The organism is Roseimicrobium gellanilyticum, from assembly GCF_003315205.1.
Classification (GTDB): Bacteria; Verrucomicrobiota; Verrucomicrobiia; order Verrucomicrobiales; family Verrucomicrobiaceae; genus Roseimicrobium; species Roseimicrobium gellanilyticum.
Genome location: NZ_QNRR01000001.1, coordinates 1,234,297 through 1,252,558, shown reverse-complemented (window position 1 = coordinate 1,252,558; position 18,262 = coordinate 1,234,297). Strand labels below are relative to the sequence as shown.

The window sequence follows — 18,262 nt, the reverse complement described above, 5'->3', positions numbered from 1 at the left end:
CCAAAGCTCCCCCCATGCCCTCCCATGGGCTCTCTGAGCCCCTGCTCCGCTATCTGGAAGCGCGAGGCATCCTGCTGACGCTGGAGGCACAGGAGGCGCTGGGCCAGGTGGTGCGGGTCCTCATCTTTGTGGGACTCGCGGGCTTTGCCGTCCTCGTCGGATGGCTGCTGCTCGCGAGCGTGGTCGCCGACCTCCTCATGACCCAGGCCCGCTGGCCCTGGCAGGCGGCGGCAGGCGCACTCGCCGGGTTTCACCTTGTCCTCGCCGTCATCTTCCTCCTGGCCACGAGAAACCGTCTTGCCTCGATGCGCTGGTTTGGAGACACTATTAACGAATTCAGGAAGGATCGCGCATGGCTCTCCAGCCAGACAGGCAAACGCTGAAGCTACAGGCCATCAATGCCCTGGACCAGGCCCGTGCCAATCTGCGCGGCGGCTGGGCGGAGGCACGTGAGCACTGGCGGCCCCGGAACATCATCCGCGATCGCGTGGAAAAACACCACATCGCCATCGCGGTGGGCTCTGTCATTGCAGGTTTCCTTGCCTTCCGCTGGCTCTTCTCTGACCGGACCCCGTCCTCACCTGCCGCGCCGCGCCGGCGCTCGCTCTCCGGTTTTCTTCTCAATGGTTTGTGGGGCATGGCCCGCGAGCCTCTCCTCGCCCTGGCCACACAGCAGCTGTTGCCTGTCATCATGCCCCTAGTCTCGAAGTACGTGTCCCAATTTCAAGCCCCCCACCGCACCTCCACCCCCGAATGAGCCAGACCCAGACAGAAGAAGAAGCAGTCGCCGTAGCAGTAGCCGTGGAAGAAGACAATTCCGCTCCCGCGGTCACCGCGCTCAACTCCGTGGATCAGTACCTGCAGCTCGCCCAGGAGTACGGGTGCTCGGACCTCCACCTCGCGACTGGCGCCCCTCCCATGTGGCGCCGCTATGGCGTGCTCCAGCCCATCTGGAACGACGCAGCCCTGCTCACTCCAGAAGATACCCGTCGTCTGGCGTACAACTTCCTCCCGGACGTCCACGTGAAAACGCTGGAGAAACGCGGTGACGTGGACTTCGCCTACTCCCCGACGTTCGGCCGCTTCCGCTGCTCCGTGGTCGTCCAGCGCCTCGGCATCGACATGGTGTTCCGTGTCATCGACAGCCGCATCCGCACCATTGACGAACTGTCCCTTCCGGAAACAGCCCGCACCCTCACCCGCTATCACAACGGCCTCGTCCTCGTGACCGGCGCCACCGGCTCCGGCAAATCCACCACCCTCGCCGCTCTCGTGGACGAGGTGAACCAGGAACGTGAAGACCACATCATCACGCTGGAAGACCCGATTGAGTACGTCTTCACGCCCAAGGGCTGCCACGTAAACCAGCGCGAAGTGGGCTCCCACACCGCCTCCTTCGCCGCAGCGTTGCGCGGCGCTCTCCGTGAAGACCCGGACGTCATCATGGTCGGTGAAATGCGCGACCTGGAAACCATCTCCCTCGCCATCACCGCCGCGGAAACGGGCCACTTGGTGCTGGGTACGCTCCACACAGGCAATGCCCCGCGTACCCTGGACCGTGTGCTGGACGTCTTCCCCAGCGACCAGCGCGACCAGATCCGCATCATGGTGAGCGAATCCCTCCGAGGCATCATCTCCCAGCAGCTCATCCCGCGACAGGACGGCCACGGCCGTATCATGGCCCTGGAGATCCTGGTGAACACGCCCGCTGTGGCGAACTGTATTCGTGAAGGCAAGACCTTCATGCTCCCCGGCATCATGCAGACCGGCAAGTCCGTGGGCATGATCACCATGGATGACTCGCTCAAGAGCCTCTACGCCGAGGGATACATCAGCCGTGAAGAAACCCTGTCCCGCTCCGAAGATAAGGGCAGCATGCTGAAGTTCCTCGAATCCTGATTCTTCTCCCGCGCCACCGCACCCCCACTTTCTCTTTCATCATGGCCATCATTGACAGTCTCTTCAAGCGCCTCATCGAGCTGGGCGGCTCTGACCTTCACCTCTCCCAGGGCAATCCGCCCAAGGTCCGCGTGCACGGCAGCATCAAGCCCATCTCGGACACCGTCATGTCTGACGCGGACATGGAAACGATGATGCGCGAGATCTGCGAACCCCGCGCCTGGGACCGCTACAAGGAAAAGGGCGATCTGGACTTCGCCTACGAGATGGACAGCGACTCGCGCTTCCGTTGCAACTACCTCCGCCAGCTCAATGGCTACGCCGCCGTGTTCCGTATCATTCCCACGAAAATTGCCTCGCTGGAGCAGCTCGGCATTCCTCCGGTGGTGAAGGAATTCGGCCACATGCGCAGCGGCCTCGTGCTGGTGACGGGCCCCACCGGCTCCGGCAAGTCCACCACGCTCGCGGCGCTGATTGACTACATCAACACGAACTTCAACCGCCACATCATCACGGTGGAGGAGCCCATTGAATTCGTGCACCGGAACAAGAAGAGCATCATCACCCAGCGTGAAGTGCCCATCCAGACCCCGACCTTCTCTGACGGTCTCCGCTCCGCCCTGCGTGAAGATGCGGACATCGTGCTGGTGGGGGAAATGCGAGACCACGAAACCATCTCCCTCGCGCTGACCGCTGCTGAGACGGGTCTGCTTGTCTTCGGCACCCTGCACACGAACAACGCGCGCAAGACCTGCGACCGTATCGTGGACGTATTCCCCGCTGACCAGCAGAGCCAGGTGCGCACCATGCTCGCCGCCTCCCTGCGCGGCGTCGTCGCCCAGCTCCTCGTGAAGAAAGCCGATGGCAAGGGCCGTGCCGCCGTGAATGAAATCATGGTCGCCACCCCCGCCGTGGGCGCCATCATCCGTGAAGGTGCCACGCAGAAGCTGTATGACGTGATCATCGGCGGCAAGGCACAAGGCATGCAGTTCATGGACGAAGCCATCTGGGAAAAACTCCGCGACGGCTACATCAGCCCCATGGAGGCCTACATGAAGGCCATCGACAAAAACCGCTTCAAAGCCTTCCTGCCCCCCGATGAAGCCGGCGTCGCCGTGGCCAGCGGTGCGGAGCAGGATAAGTAGGGTTCGGAAACGCCTACTCGAATCCGCAACTTCAAAACTTGAAAGCTGGAGCTCGCTCCAGCTTTTTTGTTGAAGCGTCATCGCTCCACCCGGCAATAAAACGAACACATTTGCGGTCGAAAAAGGAGACGCATACGCCTCCGGTCTATGACACGGCCCACCTGTTGACCGGTAGGGGGCTGCTGCGTCGGCCTCCTAATTTTCGTGGGCGGAGGCGGCGCGGAGCTGCCGGGTCAAAGCAGCTTGGCACACACCAGTTCCACACCACCTCCGCCCTCCTGTACGCATTCTCCCCACCCCACAGTTGCATTCCACCGCCTGCTCTCGAAATACCCGCACACCACTCACCTCTCATGACCTTCATCGCCAGACTTGGCCTTGTTTCCCTGGTTACCGCAGCTCTCACCACCGCGCTGCACGCCCAATCCCCCACTCCCACCCAAGCCAACGTCCCCTACGGCAAACACACGCGCCAGGTTCTGGACTTCTACCAGACCAAATCTCCCAAGGAACCCGGCAAGCCCGCGCCTCTCATGTTCTTCGTCCACGGTGGCGGCTGGATGAATGGCGACAAGGCGAATCCCGACTTCCTCGCGAAGTGCCTGGAGTCCGGCATCTCCGTCGTCTCCATCAACTACCGCCTCATCCCAAATGCCATCGAGGAAAAAATCGACCCACCGGTGAAGGCCTGCCTCGATGACGCCGCACGCGCGCTGCAGTTCGTCCGCAGCAAGGCCACCGAATGGAACATCGACAAGAAACGCATCATGGGCTGCGGCGGCTCCGCCGGCGGCTTCACCACACTCTGGCTCGCGTACCATCCCGACATGGCCGACCCGAAGAGCACGGACCCCATCGCACGCGAATCCACCCGCCTGCTCTGCGCCATCACCTTCGTGCCCCAGACCTCCCTGGACCCAAAGCAAATGCGCGACTGGATTCCCAACAACGAATACGGCAACCACGCCTTTTCACTCCCGAGCTACCAGGCCTTCCTCGACAAACGCGAAGCCCTCATGCCGTGGATTGAAAAATTCTCACCCTACCTGCTCGCCACCTCGGACGACCCGCCCGTGTATCTTTTCTACGATTCCGTGCCCGCCATGGGCCAACCCGCCAAAGACCCACCCCACTCCGCGAACTTCGGCGCGGGTCTGGTGGAAAAACTCAAGAGCGTCGGCGCACCCTATGAGTTCAACTACACCGGTGCGAAGGACGTGAAGCACCCGGACATCTTTGGGTTCTTCCTGGAGTATCTAAAGTAGCTCCCATCTCAGACGGAGGTTAGGCCTTCCGGCCTGACAGGGATGTTGGGTCTTCTGACCCGACATTGAGAAACAATCACTGCTGCTGTCGGGTCAGAAGACCCAACGCCCACCGTCAGGCCAGAAGGCCTAACCTCCAAACCTGCCCGCCTACCTCCTCTTCCCGATCTTCTTCGCCACCTCCCCCTCCGCCTGCTCCACTTCAAACCGCAGCATATCCGGCGAGATCCAGTGCGCGCCGGAGGCACGTACACCATCCCAAATCATCCTGTCCGCCGTGCACACCCGGATGGCATAGGTGCCCGCATACTTCGCCGCGAGCTGCTCGATGAGCGCATCCGCCGTGTGGCCGGCATCCGCGTAGAAAACCTGCACATCATCCTTCTCCCGGCTGTCCGAGATCACGCTGCCGATGCCGTCAAAGACCACCACCACACGCTCACCGCGCATGTCCTGCAGTGTACGCATGCGCTTCAGCAGTTCCTCCCTCGCAAGATAGCGCTTGTCCGCCTTCAGGTGCAGCTTGCGCAGGTCCTCCCACGCGTAGATCACGCTGTGGCCATCGAGGATGAGGAACTTGAGCGTTTCGGGCATGGGTCTCTGCAATGGAAGCAGGATGACCCATGCAGGCACTTTGCCAAGCATCCATCGCAATGTGGCAAAGTTCTTGCCTGCCAGATGCGATTCTGGTCTGCTCTGTGCATCATCCTCCTATGACTCGCCCTGTCATGCGCACCTTGCTTCTGGCTGCCTGCTTTGGTTTTCTCACGAACTGCGCTGGCCCCGGTATCGGGAAATACAAGGATGCTGTCGTGGCGGATGTCCCCGTGTCGCCGGAGTCCGGCGTGCGCGTGACCTACCTCGGCGTGAATGGTTACCTGCTCCAGAGCAGTGACGCCACCGTGCTGGTGGACCCCTTCTTCTCCCGCCCGCCCCTGCGCAACTACCTGGTCGGTGAGGTGAAGCCCAACAAGGACCGCATCGACTGGGGCATGCGCTCCTTCCCCGCCACCGTGGATCTCATCCTGGTGACGCATGGTCATATCGACCACCTCCTTGATGTCCCCATCATCGCGCAGCGCACTGGCGCGAAAATCGTGGCCTCGCACACGAGTTGCAACCTCGTGAAATCACTCAACCAGGTGCCCGAATGGCAGCTGGCGCCCATGCTCAAAATGAAGCCCGGTGGAAAACTCGATCTCTCCTTGCAGGAGACAAAGAACTTCGAAAACGTCACCGTGCAGGCCCTCTACACAGAGCATGACCGGCTCTGCGGGATCGAGCTCAATCCAGGTACCGAAGACAATCCCCCCGCGACGCCACCCAAGAGCGCTCATGACTGGGTGGCAGGCGAGCCCCTCGCCTTCATCATCACCATGGGTGGCAAGCGTATTTTCATCTCTGCCGGCATGGTGCACGCGCCACGGCAGAAGAATCTCGCACCAGTCGATCTCGCCATCACCGGTGTGGCGCTCAATGATCCGCGCTCGTGCCTTGCAGAAACCGTCCGGATTCTGAAACCCAAGTACGTGCTCCCCAGCCACCAGGACAACTTCTTCATCCCCGCAGAACGCGGCTTCCGCTTCAGCGTGCAGTCAGACTTCGAAGAAGTGAAAAGAGAACTTCCGCCGCCCACCTGGGAACTTGGGAAGAATCTCATCCTGCTCGACTACTTCCGTCCCTGGACGCTGTATTGAGCGTGAGTTGATGGTCTAAGGTTGATGGTTGATAGCCTGAAGTGGCTGAGCGGTGAAGCCTCGGCGGTGGCGACGAGATGATTGTCTCAAGACCACTCCAAATACCAGCCCCGCTTTCCTATCTGGCGTGGCACTTTCTCAGGCTATCAACCATCAACAATAAACTATCAACCCTTCCCCTCACTTCACAAACCTCTCCACCGCTGCCTTCGCGAATCCCGCATCCGCAGCATCCACGAACAGCACGCCATACCCCTTGTTGGTACGCTGCATAATCACCGTGCGCTCACCCGTCTCCAGCATGAAGACACCCGAGGGAGCATTCGTCGCAGGCTTGCTGCCTTTGTAGCGGCTGAGTTGGGCTTCACGCATCGCGGAGAAGAAGGCGTCTGCCGCATTGCTATCACGCCACAGCGTCTGCCACACCGCATGACCGCGCGGCTTATCACCGGCAGCATAAGTGAAGAGCCTGTCATTCGCCCAGCCGGGCGCCGTGTCCGCGGCAATGGGCTCCGGTGCATGAGCACGCAGGAAAATCACCGTGGCCATCGGGCCCATCGTATCCTGCCAGAAGGGCGCCGCATCATTCACCTTCAGGTCTGCAAAGTCGATGGGCTGCAGAGCGAAGGGCGTTTCATTGAGATACAACTGCGGGTCCAGCACTTCCGCACCCGTCTTGGGCAGGCGGTTGTAGGTGGCATTTACTTGCTCCCACTCGCCGATGCTGTGCAGGGCCTGCATGAAGTCGAATCCACCCAGGAAGGCTGCCAGCTCAAGCTGCCGCAGGAAGTTGGGAATCGGCACTGAGCGCGATGGGTCATCGGGGTCCTCTCCCACGCCGCCACCGCCGCCGGATGCAGGATGCTTCAACGCATGCAGGAAGCGCGTGAGCGAGGCATCACCCGCCAGCACACAATCATGCGCGAGCCGTGCATCCAGTGTCAGTGGCTTCGAGCCGGATGGAAACAGCTTGCTGCCGAATCGCTTGAAGAGATAACCATAGCTCAGGCCGAGCGCATTCTCCTTCCGCTCCATGCCCACGGGCAGCTCCCCCTCGGAAGCGAGATACAGCGATTGCTCCTCCGGCACATACCAGGCCCCAATCTGATGGGAGAGAAACTGCGCCTTCAGCGCCACGGTATCGACCGGCTCCGGGATGGCTCCCAGCGCCACGAGTGCGCGCCCCTGCAGCTTGCCATGGTCCGCGGGGAATTGCGTTTCCAGCCACTTCGCGATGTGTTTCTGCACCACGGCGCGATCCACGCTGATGGTGGGAATGGGCACATCCTTCAACTCACGTGTCCTCACGATCTCTATACCCACACCGACAAAATCCGGTGCCTCCTTTTCGGACTCAGGCTTGGGCGGTTCACACGCCGCGGGATTCTGACTCTGCGGAGACTGCGGCGGCATCGCACCCGTTCCCTTGGCGGGAGCCGTCAGGGTGGCCAGCCTGTCCAGAAGTGTTGAGTTCTCCTTGCGCAGAATGTCCACCTGCCCCTGCAGGTATTCGATCTGCTCCTCCAGAACCTTCACCGACTTGCCTCCTTCCACCGCACCGGTGGTCGTTTGAGTGACGTTCCCTTTGGATGCGAGATTCTGCATCGCGGACGCCGCTTCCGCGAGATCCGTCTGCGCAGTCACCGGTGGCAGGGGCGCTTTGGCAGGGGGCAGTGCAGATGAAGGCTCGGGCACGGGAGCCGTTTGTACTGCTGGAGCAGGAGCAACATTTGAGGAAGGCGAAAACGAAAACGCCGGTGCTGCCTTCTTGCCGCCATTGTCCTTCAGCATCAGACCGAGTCCGACACCCAATACAAGAAGGACAAGCAGCAGAGCAGAAGCGCGTGACATGGAGGTAATGGTAGGCAACGCCTTCGCGATGTCGAATGGCGAATGTCAGTTCGTCATTCCTGAAGCCGAATACCATCCCCACGGGCGACCGCGAGCCATGACGGCCCTGGGAGCGCTGGCCTCTGGCCGGCGTGATGCGCATCAGGCCCGCTTGAATGAACCGCGGAGACTGCTACGGAAGCCCATGTCCCGCATCTGGCGTATCCGAGGAAAAGATCACGATCTCAGCAAGCGAGGTTTGATCATGGGCGTGCTGAATGTGACGCCGGACTCCTTCTCCGACGGGGGGAAATATTTCGATCTCGAAAGCGCGGTGGCACACGGCTTGGAAATGGTGGCCCAAGGCGCAAACATCCTCGATGTGGGTGGGGAATCCACCCGTCCTGGTGCAGACCCCGTAGACGCCTCCGAGGAAATCCGGCGTGTGGTTCCCGCCATTCAGAGCCTTCGCGCGAAAACGTCGGCCCTCATATCCGTGGACACCATGAAGGCCGATGTCGCCCTTGCGGCGATCACTGCCGGTGCAGACATCATCAATGACGTGACCGGCTTCTCCGACCCCGCCATGATCCAGGCCGCCGCGGAGACTGGCGCAGGGCTCATCGTCATGCACATGCAGGGCACTCCTCGCACCATGCAGACGCATCCCGAGTATGAGGACGTGGTGCGGGATGTGCGTGACTTCTTCGTTAGAAGGCTCGAAAAACTGGCTGCCGCCGGCATCCCTCCCGCGAGCGTGGCATTGGACCCCGGCTTCGGCTTCGGGAAAACCCACGAGCACAATCTTGCCCTCCTGCGCTCCTTCTCCCGGCTGCGCGTGAATGACGGTGTTCTCGCAGTCGGAGTGTCCCGCAAGTCCATGATTGCACGGCTGTTACAGAATACAGACCCCGCCAGCCGGTACTGGCCCACCGTAGCGCTCACGTCCTGGCTGCGAGATGCCGGGGCCGAGGTCATCCGCGTGCACGACGTGAAGCCGAATGCCGAAGCCATGCGTATGATAGAAGCCATCCAGAATGGCTGACCGGGCAGCCCCGCCACCTGCTGGCATGAAACACGCTGCATTTGACTCCCCCGGCATTTCAGGATAAGTCCCTCTCCCCCGCGCCTGACACGCGTACTCTTTCAAAACACCACTACACACTCCTAGAACATGATCAAAATCGGCATCAACGGTTTCGGACGCATCGGGCGTCTTGTCTTTCGCGCCATCTGTGACCAGGGCCTGCTCGGCAAGGAAATCGACGTCGTCGCCGTCAACGACCTCGTGCCTGCCGACAACCTCGCCTACCTCGTGAAGTACGACTCCACGCAGGGCAAGGCCAAGGAAGAAGTGTACAGCAAGAAGTCCAGCGACAGCGTCGCCGAAGACGACGTGCTCGTGGTCGATGGACATGAAATCAAGTGCCTCGCCGTGAAGGAAGGCCCTGCCGCCCTCCCCTGGAAGGAACTCGGCGTGGACATCGTCATCGAGTCCACCGGTCTCTTCACCGAAGCTGAGAAGGCCGCTGGCCACCTCAAGGCTGGTGCCAAGAAGGTGATCATCTCTGCTCCTGGCAAGAACGAAGACATCACCGTGGTCATGGGCGTGAACCACGAGAAGTACGACGCGCAGAAGCACAACATCATCTCCAACGCGAGCTGCACCACGAACTGCCTCGCCCCCATCGTGCACGTGCTGCTGAAGGAAGGCTTCGGCGTGGAAGAAGGTCTCATGACCACCGTCCACAGCTACACCGCCACGCAGAAGACCGTGGACGGCCCGAGCAAGAAGGACTGGAAGGGTGGCCGCAGCGCAGCCATCAACATCATCCCCTCCACCACCGGCGCCGCCAAGGCTGTGGGTCTCGCCATTCCCGAAGTGAAGGGCAAGCTCACCGGCATGTCCTTCCGCGTCCCCACCCCGACCGTCTCCGTCGTGGACCTCACCGTGAAGACCGTGAAGGAAACCTCCTACAAGGAAATCTGCGCTGCCATGAAGAAGGCCAGCGAGACCTACCTCAAGGGCATCCTCAACTACACCGCGGACGAAGTGGTGAGCACCGACTTCATCCACGACAGCCACAGCTCCATCTTCGACGCCGGCTCCGGCCTCGAGCTGAACAGCCGCTTCTTCAAGCTCGTGAGCTGGTACGACAACGAATGGGGCTACAGCAACCGCTGCGTGGACCTCGTGAAGTACATCGCAGCCAAGTAAGACCGCGACACTCGCGCTAAAGCATTCAACAAAGAAGCCACTCGGGAGACCGCGTGGCTTTTTTGTTTTGCTTCACGAACTCCCCAAGCTTTGCCCTCAGTCACTCCTGCTCCCCCTCAGTCTCCGAAGTTCCTCTGCGTCTCTGCGTCTCTGTGTTGAACTCACTGCACGTGAACAACCCATCTGTCCTCGCCATCCACCTCCCCAGGCGAATTCGATTTCATCTTGCACGACTCCCGTCACGAAAGGCAAATTCCCTACAATCACCGGAAAGCCCCACGCTTACCCATGAAGACGAAACTTCTTCTCCTCTGCTGCTGCGCGCTCGCGCTTCCCGCTTTCGCTCTCGATGACACGCCCGAAAACCGTGCCAAGGAAGCCGACCGTTACTTCGAAGCAGCCGCCCCCAAGGAAATGCTCGATGAAATGACCACGCAGATGGCCGCCGCCGTGCCGGATGCGGAGAAGGCCAAGTTCAAAGAACTGCTCACCAAGCACTTCAACTACGAGTCCTTCGTGAAGTCGATGAAGGACGCCATGGTGCGCCACTTCACCGCCACGGAACTGGCTGCACTGGCCGATTTCTACAGCTCAGACGTGGGCAAGTCCGCCATGAAGAAGATGGGCGCCTACACAGCGGAAATCATGCCGCTGGTGCAGACCGAGATTCTCAAGGCCCAGCAGAAGGCTATGAACGACCAGGGTGGCCTCGCCGCCATGCCACCCGGGGCTGCTGCCCCCCAGACTCCCAGCACCACCGTTCCTGTAGCGCCAGGCGCACCCGCCTCGACCATTCCCTCACCTCCCGGGCAACCCACCGCTGGACAGCCTGCCCAGCCAGGCTTCGGCCAGCCGGCCCAAGGACAGCCGCAGCCCCAGCCGCAGCCACAACCGTTCCCGGCTGCTCCCGGACCGGTGGGTGGCATTCCGTCCTCCCCCCCGGAAGTGATCTCGGCCACCAAGGGCTGAGCCGCATACCCGCCACACCCTGCTGCCAGGCATTCTAACCTGCCGATTAGCACAAGTTTTTCTTTAAAATCACAAAGCCGCCCCCTTTGTTCGCCATCGAGGTAACACCTTCACCAGTAGCCCGATGGATCCGGAATTGCAGCTTGTTCTCTCGCACGAGGTGAAACTCGAATCATCCGGATGAATCACACTGAGAAACGGCCTTGGCATTTCTCTTAGAAGTTCTTTTCCGCTTGCTCACAGGGCTCCTGTGTCCACTTTGGCCATTCCCAAAATGGCAGACGGCGGCAGGGTTCTTATCATCGGTGCAGGGGGGCGCATGGGCGCGGCTCTCGCGCGGCAATTTGGCCACACACGTAGCGTGTTGGGCTGGAAGCGCGCCGATCTGGACATCTCGAAGCCGGCCCTCGTACGCGAAGCTGTGCGACGCCAGGACTTCACCACGGTGATCTACACCGCAGGCACCACGAACGTGGACCGCTGCGAAGAGTATCCCGAGGAATCCCACGCCACGAACACCGAGACCCCTCGCGTGCTCGCGGAAGTGTGCCGCGAGAAGGGCGCGCGCCTCATCCACGTGAGCACAGACTACGTGTTTGACGGCAACAGTCCTGCCCTGCGCAAGGAAACGGATCTCGCGGAGCCCATTTGCAAATACGGCCTGCACAAGCTCGAGGGGGAGCACGCGGTGCTGGATGTCTCACCCGGGTTCCTCGTCCTTCGCGTGTCCTGGCTCTTTGGTCCGGACAGGAAGAGCTTCGTGGACATGATCCTCGAACGTGCGCTGGAGCATGACCGCGTGGAAGCCATCGCAGACAAGGTGTCCTCCCCCACCTACAGCATCGACCTCGCCCAGTGGATCGAGCCCATGGTGGACGACCAGAGATATCACGGCCTGCTTCACTTGAGCAATGCCGGCGCCACCTCATGGCGTGAATACGGGCAGAAGTGCCTGGACATTGCCTCCGAGCTGGGACTCCCGCTGAAAACCCACACGGTCCACGGTGTATCGAGAAAAGATTTCCCCACCTTCAAGGCACAGCGCCCAGAATACACCGCCTTTGACACCACCAAATTCCGTCAACTCTCCGGCACAGAACCTCGCTCTTGGGAAGACGCTCTGCAGGAGTATCTCCGCGAGCACGTGGTGGGTGAACTAAGCTCCAAGCTGGCCGCCGCTGCCGGCACGTGATGACTTGCGCATCCGCGCGCAGGGCGTCTCAACCACCCGCGGCAAACGGTTGGAGGCCGGGCGAAGTATCCGTCCCCTGGCCATCCGTGGGGCGTCTACGATACTCACTGGGCGTCATTCCCATCTCCCGCGAGAAGGCACGGGAAAAGGCACTGATGCTGTAGTACCCCACCGCAAAAGCGACATCACCGATATTGTGACCGGTAGAGCGCAGCAGCTCTGCGGCGCGATGCATGCGCCGTTCCCTGAGAAGAGCTGGCATCGATTTTCCTACGACCCTGCCGAATAACCGGCTCAACTGGAACGTGGTGAGACCCACATCTTTGGCCATGGTCTCCAAACTCGGAGGATGCTGCAAATCACGCAACAGCATCGCCGAGGTGCGCCCCGCGATGTCCTGGTTTCTTGAGTCTTGAACGTCCGCCGTCACCACCTGATAGGCAATTCCAGCTCAAACCTTTGTTCAACAGAAAGGGTGCACCTGGGATGTGCAAGCTCAGGCTAAATAGCCTCGAAAACACGTCTTTGGACAAAAAACACCCATTCCCAAGCCATCCAAGGTCACAAATTAGCCAACGCCAACTGCCCTTGCGTACCGGATTGCTCCATGCCTGAGCCTACTGCTCTGGGTTGCATCGCCCCCTGTTTCAATGACGGATGGTTGCTCAGGTGTCGAGCGGAAATTCATGGTTCCTCACCCCTCCGACCTATTTTTTGAGTCCCGAGCTCTCCGCAAACTATCTCCGTTTCACCCAATTCAAAAAAATCTGATCGAAATTTCAAAGAAATAGGGCCAGCAATTCCCTACGACAAGCAATTGATAACGAGCGTTTTACAGCATTCAAAATCACTTCAACGGTAAACTTAAGACCTAAAATATTTTAGGTTTCCGTAAATTATTCTTGCGAGATAGTTATAAAAATTATAGTATGTCTCTGAAATTTCAAATCAGTCACCGCTATGAAACGGCTCATCCTCATCCAGAACGACTATGCTGGCGCAGGCAAGACCACACTGGCGCAGTGCTTTGAACAGTACCTCAGCCTCCACCGCGTCCCCCACCACAGCGTGGTCGTCGCGGAATCCGTCGTGACCGACTCCACCCGTCCCCAATTGGACGGAAACGATCTCGGTGTGCCTGAGTTCCTCACGCAGCTCGACCAGAGTGATCTGGTCATCATGGAAATTGAAACCGGCATGACGGAAGCGTTCCAGCGCTTCTTTGAAAAGTGCCAGCTCGATGCCGTGCTCGCTGAGGTGGGGTATGACCTCACGGTTGCCGTCCCGGTGACCGGTGAAGAGGAAAGCTTCGATGGGGTCATGGTTGCCTCCGAGGTGTACGCCGACGCGGCGCAGTACCTGATCGTCCACACGCCCACGGGCAGTTCGTACGATCGCGAAAGCCGTCTCTGGGAGCGCAGCCATGCGGCCCGGGTGATGGACATGTTCGAGGCGGTGGACATGATGATGCCTCCCGCAGCAGACGCACTTGAGTTCCAGCTCAAGGTGCGCCACGCGGACCTGCATGAGGTGATTCACACCGATGCCTCGGATGCCACGCTGCACGCAGAACTCGCCAAGTGGTTGCGCAAAATCGACGCCCAGCTTGATGTGGTTAAGAAGTATGCCTTCGGCGATGCCTTCCGTCCGGAAGTGCATGTGATCACCGTGGAAGAGAAGACAAAGAAGCGGCGCGGCCGCAAGCCCAAGGGCGCCCTCATGGAAGCGCTCGCGGCTGCGTAACGCCACAAGAAAGAGTTTGGTTTGGTTGGCAATGGAATAGGCAAAAAAGAAGACAGTAGTGATCATCAATCGAGACACGGGAATGCGGGCTCCGGCCCGCATTTTCGTTTTCCGAACCGGGAGAGGTCGTTCATCTTCCCCTCATGAAGGCAATCAAGGTCGAACTGTCCGGCGAAACACCCGTACTCAAACCGGACCTGAGCGTGCCCGAGCCCATGCTTGGCCCGGGAGAGATGCTCATCCACATTCGCGCAGCCGGTGTCACTCCCACGGAGCTACTCTGGTACCCGACCTACCACCAAAAGGATGGCTCACCTCGCGAGGGCGCCATTCCCGGCCATGAGTTCTCCGGAGTAGTCGCTGCCCTTGGCGAAGGGGTGGATGCCTTCTCCGTCGGAGAGGAGGTCTATGGCTTGAATGACTGGTTCGAGCAGGGTGCGACGGCGGAAGCATGTCTGACGCTCCCGGCCTACATTGCGACCAAGCCAAGACGCCTCAGCCACGAAGAGGCCGCTGCGGTGCCGATTGGGGCTCTCACCGCATGGCAGGGCCTGCATGACAGGACACAGCTCAAGACGGGGGAGCGCGTGCTCATTCACGGTGGTTCTGGAGCCGTGGGTGTGTTTGCCATCCAGCTCGCGAAGTCCATCGGCGCGGAGGTCATCACCACCGCGTCCAAAAGAAATGAGGCATTCCTCAAGGATCTCGGTGCGACCCTGGTCATCGATTACAAAGAGGAGGACTTCACCAAGGTCATTGATGGTCCTGTGGATGTGATTTTCGATGGTGTGGGTGGTGAGACGCTGGATCGTTCATGGTCGCTGCTGAAACCCGGTGGACGCCTGGCAACCATCGCCGCATCCAGCGAGGAAACCACGGAGCAACGCGTGAAAGACGCCTTCTTCATCGTCGAGCCCAGCCACAATCAGCTCGCCAGGATCGCACAGCAATTGGATGCAGGTACGTTGAGGGTGTTTGTCGATGCCGTAGTCCCGTTTGAAGACGCTCCCGATGCCTATGCTGGCAAGGTGAAATCCCGAACTGGTCGCGGCAAGGTCGTGGTGTCGATGTCCGCCTGACTGGGCCCTACTCCTCCAAAATCTCCGGATAGTGGTGCAGCGCGAATTCCAGCGCGCGCTCGTGAATGGTCTCTGCCTCACTCTCCAGCAGGCTCTCCTGCACGAGCCGCGCACACTCTCCGGCATCCAGCTGACGGATGGCATGCTTCACCCGGGCCACCTGACCGCTGGAAGCGCTGAGTTCATCCAGGCCCAGACCCACCAGCAGCGGCGTCGCGGCGACGTCTCCGGCCATTTCACCGCAGATGCCCACCCACACGCCCTTCTGGTGCGCGGCCTCCACCACATTTCGGATGAGGCGGAGCACGGCCGGGTGTGTAGGCTGGTACAGATCGCCCACTCGCTCATTTACACGGTCCACGGCGAGCGTGTACTGCACGAGGTCATTCGTGCCGATGCTGAAGAAATCGACATGCGGCGCGAGCAGGTCCGCGATGGTGGCGGCACTGGGAATCTCAATCATGGCGCCGCGCTGCACGGGATGCGTGAAGACGAGGCCCTCTTCCTCCAGCTCCCGGCGGCATTCCGCGAGATGCGCATTGGCCTCCACCACCTCGCGCACGCTGCAGACCATGGGGTACATGATGCCCACCGGCCCGTGCAGACTGGCACGCAGCATGGCGCGCAACTGCTCGCGGAACATCTTGGGACGCGCCAGACTCACGCGGATACCGCGCCAGCCGAGGAAGGGATTCTGCTCGTCCTCGCCCTTGTACGCGGGATCGAGCTTGTCCCCGCCAATGTCCAACGTGCGGAAGACCACGAGGTTGGGCGAGGCCGCCTTCACCACCTGGATGTAAGCATCGGTGAGGCGATCTTCCGGAGCCTCGGGATCCTCCAGATACAGGAACTCCGTGCGGAACAATCCCACACCCTCCGCGCCGCATTCACGGATGTGCGGCAGCTCTTCCACGAACTCTGCATTGGCGCCCACGGTAATGCGTCGGCCATCCTTCGTGATGGCAGGTGCAGCGCTGCCTGCCAGGAGCTTGGCCTCCTTTTTCTCAGCTTCCAGCTCGCGGGCTCGATACAGGGCTAGCGTGGCCTCGCTGGGATTCAGGATGAGCAGACCATCGTCCCCATCCAGCAGCACCTTGTCGCCATTGTGCAGTTCTTCCAGCAGGTCGTGCAGGCGCACCACCGCGGGGAGGTTCAGTGAACGGGCCACGATGGCCGTGTGCGAAGTGCGGCTGCCGAGTTCCACGGCGAAGCCCAGCACCTTCTGCCGGTCGAGCTGGGCGGTCTCGCTCGGAGTGAGATCATGGGCAATGCAGATGGCCGGTTCGTCGCCAGCGCCATCGTCCCGGCAGTCTCCGGTCAAGTGCTGCAGCACCCGCTGGGCCACGTCCTTGATGTCCAGAGCGCGCTCGCGCAGGTAGGCATCCGGGATGCGGGCAAAGGAGTCCATGCAGTCCTTCGCCACCCGGTAGTAGGCGAACTCGGCGCACATGCGTTCCTCGCGGATGAGCTTTTTCGCCTGGTCATTGATGAGGCCGTCATCCAGCACCATGAGGTGCATTTCGATGATCTCGCGCGATTGCTTGTCGGCCTCGGAGTCGAGCCGGCGAATCAAGCCCTCCAGCTCCCGCCGGGTGGTCTGCAGGGCGGCGTCAAAGGCGGCCAGCTCCTCGTCGACCTTGTCCTTGGCAATGACCCGGAACCGCGGCTCCTCGAACCTCCCGCCGATGACACGCACCACCCCTCTGGCCACCCCGCCAGAGACGGGCGTGCCATGAAAAACCCGCTCGTTGTGCGCAGTCGTATCCTCCATGTGCCTGAAATATGGTGCCTGAGGTGGCGAGCCGACGCCCGGCCCAAGCCGGAATCGTGCCACTCATGCACCGCGCATGCTGGCAGGGTCAATCCCCGTCGTCAAACCCGCTTTGAATCAGGGTGCCCAGTTCTTTCAGCGCGGCCTCCGCATCGGCCCCCTCCGCGGTGATGATGAGCTTCGCCCCGTGGCCTGCGGCCAGCATCATGAGACCCATGATGCTCTTTCCGTTCACCTGCTCGTCATCCTTCTCCACCCAGATATCACACGCATATTTGCTGGCGCGTTTGACGAACTGGGCCGCGGGTCGCGCGTGCATGCCCAGTTTATTGCAGATGGTGAATTCTTGGGTGAGGCTGCTCATGCGTCAACAACGGGTGGCGCAGAATGGGTGAGTGAAGGGGTGAATGATCGAATGACGATACGATTGGACGGCGGAAATGTGCTACGCACTTTGCTCATCCGCCATCTTTTTCAAGAGCCTTTGGTCAAATTCGGCGGCGCTGTTGTAGCCGAAGGTGCGGAGCTTGTGATTCAGGGCGGCGATTTCGATGAGCCCGGCGACGTCGCGGCCCACGATTACGGGCACCTGCAGGATGGGAATGTCGATGCCGAGAACCGAGACGGTGTGTGAAGTCGTGTCGAACCGCTCCACCTCGGCAAGATCTGGATTGGGCACCAGCTTGATGACAAGGTCGAGCCGCTTGCTCAGGCGCACGGCACCTACGCCGAAGATGGCAGCCACATTCAGCAGACCGATCCCGCGGACCTCAATCATGTTTCTGGTGAGGTCGGGGGCACGGCCCTGCACCTCGCGCTCCTCAATGAGACGGAAGTGCACCGCGTCATCTGCAACCATGCTGGCACCGCGCTCCAGCAGGCCCAGCACGGCCTCACTCTTGCCGCTCCCACTCGGTCCCTGAATGAAGACACCCATGCCCTGCACATCCACCAGACACCCGTGGATCACGGTCGTGGGAGCAAAAGCCCAGTCCAGGCGGATGGTCGCCGCATTCAGAAACTTCATGGTCACCATGGCGGACTGGAACACCGAGATCCCGCATTCGTTCGCAATGTCCAGCAGGTTGGAGGGCAGCCGCTTCTCACGGGCCACCACCAGGCAGGGAATGTCCGCTTCACAAAGCTGGCGGAAGCGCTGCTCAGCCACTTCCGGGTCGAGCTGGTTGAGGTAGGAGACCTCGGAATTGCCGATGACCTGGACCCGCTTGTAGGCGAAATAGGTGAAGAAACCGCTCAAGGCCAGACCCGGGCGGTTTACGGAGGGCTCATGAATCTTCCGGCTGTATCCGGCATCTGTGCCGAGCAATTTCATCTTCAGCGCATCGTGGTTGCGCTCAAAGAAATCCCCCACGGTGATGGAGGTAGGTCGCTTGATTTTGTGCTGAAGACTGAAGCCGGGCATGGAGGGAAAATTAAGCAGGTTATGCCGCAAA

The 18,262-nt window shown here is 60.6% G+C and carries 18 protein-coding genes; 12 read left to right on the top strand and 6 right to left on the bottom strand.

Going from position 1 to position 18,262, the window contains the following annotated elements:
* The first annotated feature begins 14 nt into the window (after positions 1 to 14).
* The 5 genes from DES53_RS05185 (at position 15) to DES53_RS05165 (ending at position 4,309) form a co-directional block, all read left to right on the top strand.
* Complete coding sequence (locus DES53_RS05185; RefSeq protein WP_170156870.1) at positions 15 to 383, top strand: phage holin family protein; 369 nt, start codon at positions 15 to 17, stop codon at positions 381 to 383.
* Complete coding sequence (locus DES53_RS05180; RefSeq protein ID WP_113957109.1) at positions 353 to 757, top strand: hypothetical protein; 405 nt, start codon at positions 353 to 355, stop codon at positions 755 to 757. The genes DES53_RS05185 and DES53_RS05180 overlap by 31 nt, the downstream gene beginning before the upstream one ends.
* A complete protein-coding gene (locus DES53_RS05175) occupies positions 754 to 1,899 on the top strand; it encodes a type IV pilus twitching motility protein PilT (protein ID WP_113957108.1) in 1,146 nt (381 codons plus the stop codon). Before DES53_RS05180 ends, DES53_RS05175 begins: the two co-directional genes overlap by 4 nt.
* A gap of 41 nt (positions 1,900 to 1,940) precedes the next feature.
* On the top strand, positions 1,941 to 3,044 hold the full coding sequence (locus DES53_RS05170; RefSeq protein WP_113957107.1) for a type IV pilus twitching motility protein PilT: 1,104 nt from the start codon (positions 1,941 to 1,943) through the stop codon (positions 3,042 to 3,044).
* A gap of 353 nt (positions 3,045 to 3,397) precedes the next feature.
* On the top strand, positions 3,398 to 4,309 hold the full coding sequence (locus DES53_RS05165; protein ID WP_113957106.1) for an alpha/beta hydrolase fold domain-containing protein: 912 nt from the start codon (positions 3,398 to 3,400) through the stop codon (positions 4,307 to 4,309).
* 150 nt (positions 4,310 to 4,459) lie between these two features.
* Here DES53_RS05165 and DES53_RS05160 read toward each other — a convergent pair whose 3' ends face one another.
* Entirely contained in the window at positions 4,460 to 4,903 is a 444-nt protein-coding gene (locus DES53_RS05160; protein ID WP_113957105.1) for an NYN domain-containing protein, read from the bottom strand.
* Between the two features lie 134 nt (positions 4,904 to 5,037).
* Between DES53_RS05160 and DES53_RS05155 the strand changes: the two genes are divergently transcribed.
* Positions 5,038 to 6,006, top strand: coding sequence for an MBL fold metallo-hydrolase (locus tag DES53_RS05155; protein ID WP_211325445.1), 969 nt, complete (start codon positions 5,038 to 5,040; stop codon positions 6,004 to 6,006).
* A gap of 180 nt (positions 6,007 to 6,186) precedes the next feature.
* Here the strand turns inward: DES53_RS05155 and DES53_RS05150 are convergent, their stop codons facing one another.
* Entirely contained in the window at positions 6,187 to 7,857 is a 1,671-nt protein-coding gene (locus tag DES53_RS05150) for a hypothetical protein (protein ID WP_113957103.1), read from the bottom strand.
* Between the two features lie 184 nt (positions 7,858 to 8,041).
* Here DES53_RS05150 and folP point away from each other — a divergent pair, with 184 nt between their 5' ends.
* The 4 genes from folP (at position 8,042) to rfbD (ending at position 12,215) form a co-directional block, all read left to right on the top strand.
* Complete coding sequence (folP, locus tag DES53_RS05145; RefSeq protein WP_113957203.1) at positions 8,042 to 8,881, top strand: dihydropteroate synthase; 840 nt, start codon at positions 8,042 to 8,044, stop codon at positions 8,879 to 8,881.
* Between the two features lie 129 nt (positions 8,882 to 9,010).
* The gene (gap, locus tag DES53_RS05140; RefSeq protein ID WP_113957102.1) at positions 9,011 to 10,054 is read left to right on the top strand and encodes a type I glyceraldehyde-3-phosphate dehydrogenase; all 1,044 of its coding nucleotides are present in this window, start codon (positions 9,011 to 9,013) and stop codon (positions 10,052 to 10,054) included.
* Positions 10,055 to 10,342: 288 nt separating this feature from the next.
* Positions 10,343 to 11,023 (top strand): DUF2059 domain-containing protein, encoded by a 681-nt coding sequence (locus tag DES53_RS33415; protein WP_211325444.1) that lies wholly within the window; start codon positions 10,343 to 10,345, stop codon positions 11,021 to 11,023.
* Positions 11,024 to 11,282: 259 nt separating this feature from the next.
* Positions 11,283 to 12,215 (top strand): dTDP-4-dehydrorhamnose reductase, encoded by a 933-nt coding sequence (rfbD, locus tag DES53_RS05125; protein WP_147263223.1) that lies wholly within the window; start codon positions 11,283 to 11,285, stop codon positions 12,213 to 12,215.
* Between the two features lie 28 nt (positions 12,216 to 12,243).
* On the opposite strand, the gene DES53_RS05120 is transcribed toward rfbD, so the two are convergent.
* Positions 12,244 to 12,546: a helix-turn-helix transcriptional regulator gene (locus tag DES53_RS05120; RefSeq protein WP_170156868.1), complete on the bottom strand. Its 303-nt coding sequence runs from the start codon at positions 12,544 to 12,546 to the stop codon at positions 12,244 to 12,246.
* Between the two features lie 629 nt (positions 12,547 to 13,175).
* Here DES53_RS05120 and DES53_RS05115 point away from each other — a divergent pair.
* Positions 13,176 to 13,958, top strand: coding sequence for a hypothetical protein (locus DES53_RS05115; protein WP_113957099.1), 783 nt, complete (start codon positions 13,176 to 13,178; stop codon positions 13,956 to 13,958).
* 143 nt (positions 13,959 to 14,101) lie between these two features.
* Complete coding sequence (locus DES53_RS05110) at positions 14,102 to 15,037, top strand: NADP-dependent oxidoreductase (RefSeq protein ID WP_113957098.1); 936 nt, start codon at positions 14,102 to 14,104, stop codon at positions 15,035 to 15,037.
* A 7-nt stretch (positions 15,038 to 15,044) separates the two neighbouring features.
* Here the strand turns inward: DES53_RS05110 and ptsP are convergent, their stop codons facing one another.
* The 3 genes from ptsP to hprK form a co-directional block, all read right to left on the bottom strand.
* Positions 15,045 to 16,808, bottom strand: coding sequence for a phosphoenolpyruvate--protein phosphotransferase (gene ptsP, locus DES53_RS05105; protein WP_113957097.1), 1,764 nt, complete (start codon positions 16,806 to 16,808; stop codon positions 15,045 to 15,047).
* 88 nt (positions 16,809 to 16,896) lie between these two features.
* A complete protein-coding gene (locus DES53_RS05100) occupies positions 16,897 to 17,172 on the bottom strand; it encodes an HPr family phosphocarrier protein (RefSeq protein ID WP_113957096.1) in 276 nt (91 codons plus the stop codon).
* 81 nt (positions 17,173 to 17,253) lie between these two features.
* Positions 17,254 to 18,231 carry an HPr(Ser) kinase/phosphatase gene (gene hprK, locus DES53_RS05095; protein WP_113957095.1) on the bottom strand — a complete coding sequence of 326 codons (978 nt, stop codon included), beginning with the start codon at positions 18,229 to 18,231 and terminating at the stop codon, positions 17,254 to 17,256.
* Between the last annotated feature and the right edge of the window lie 31 nt (positions 18,232 to 18,262).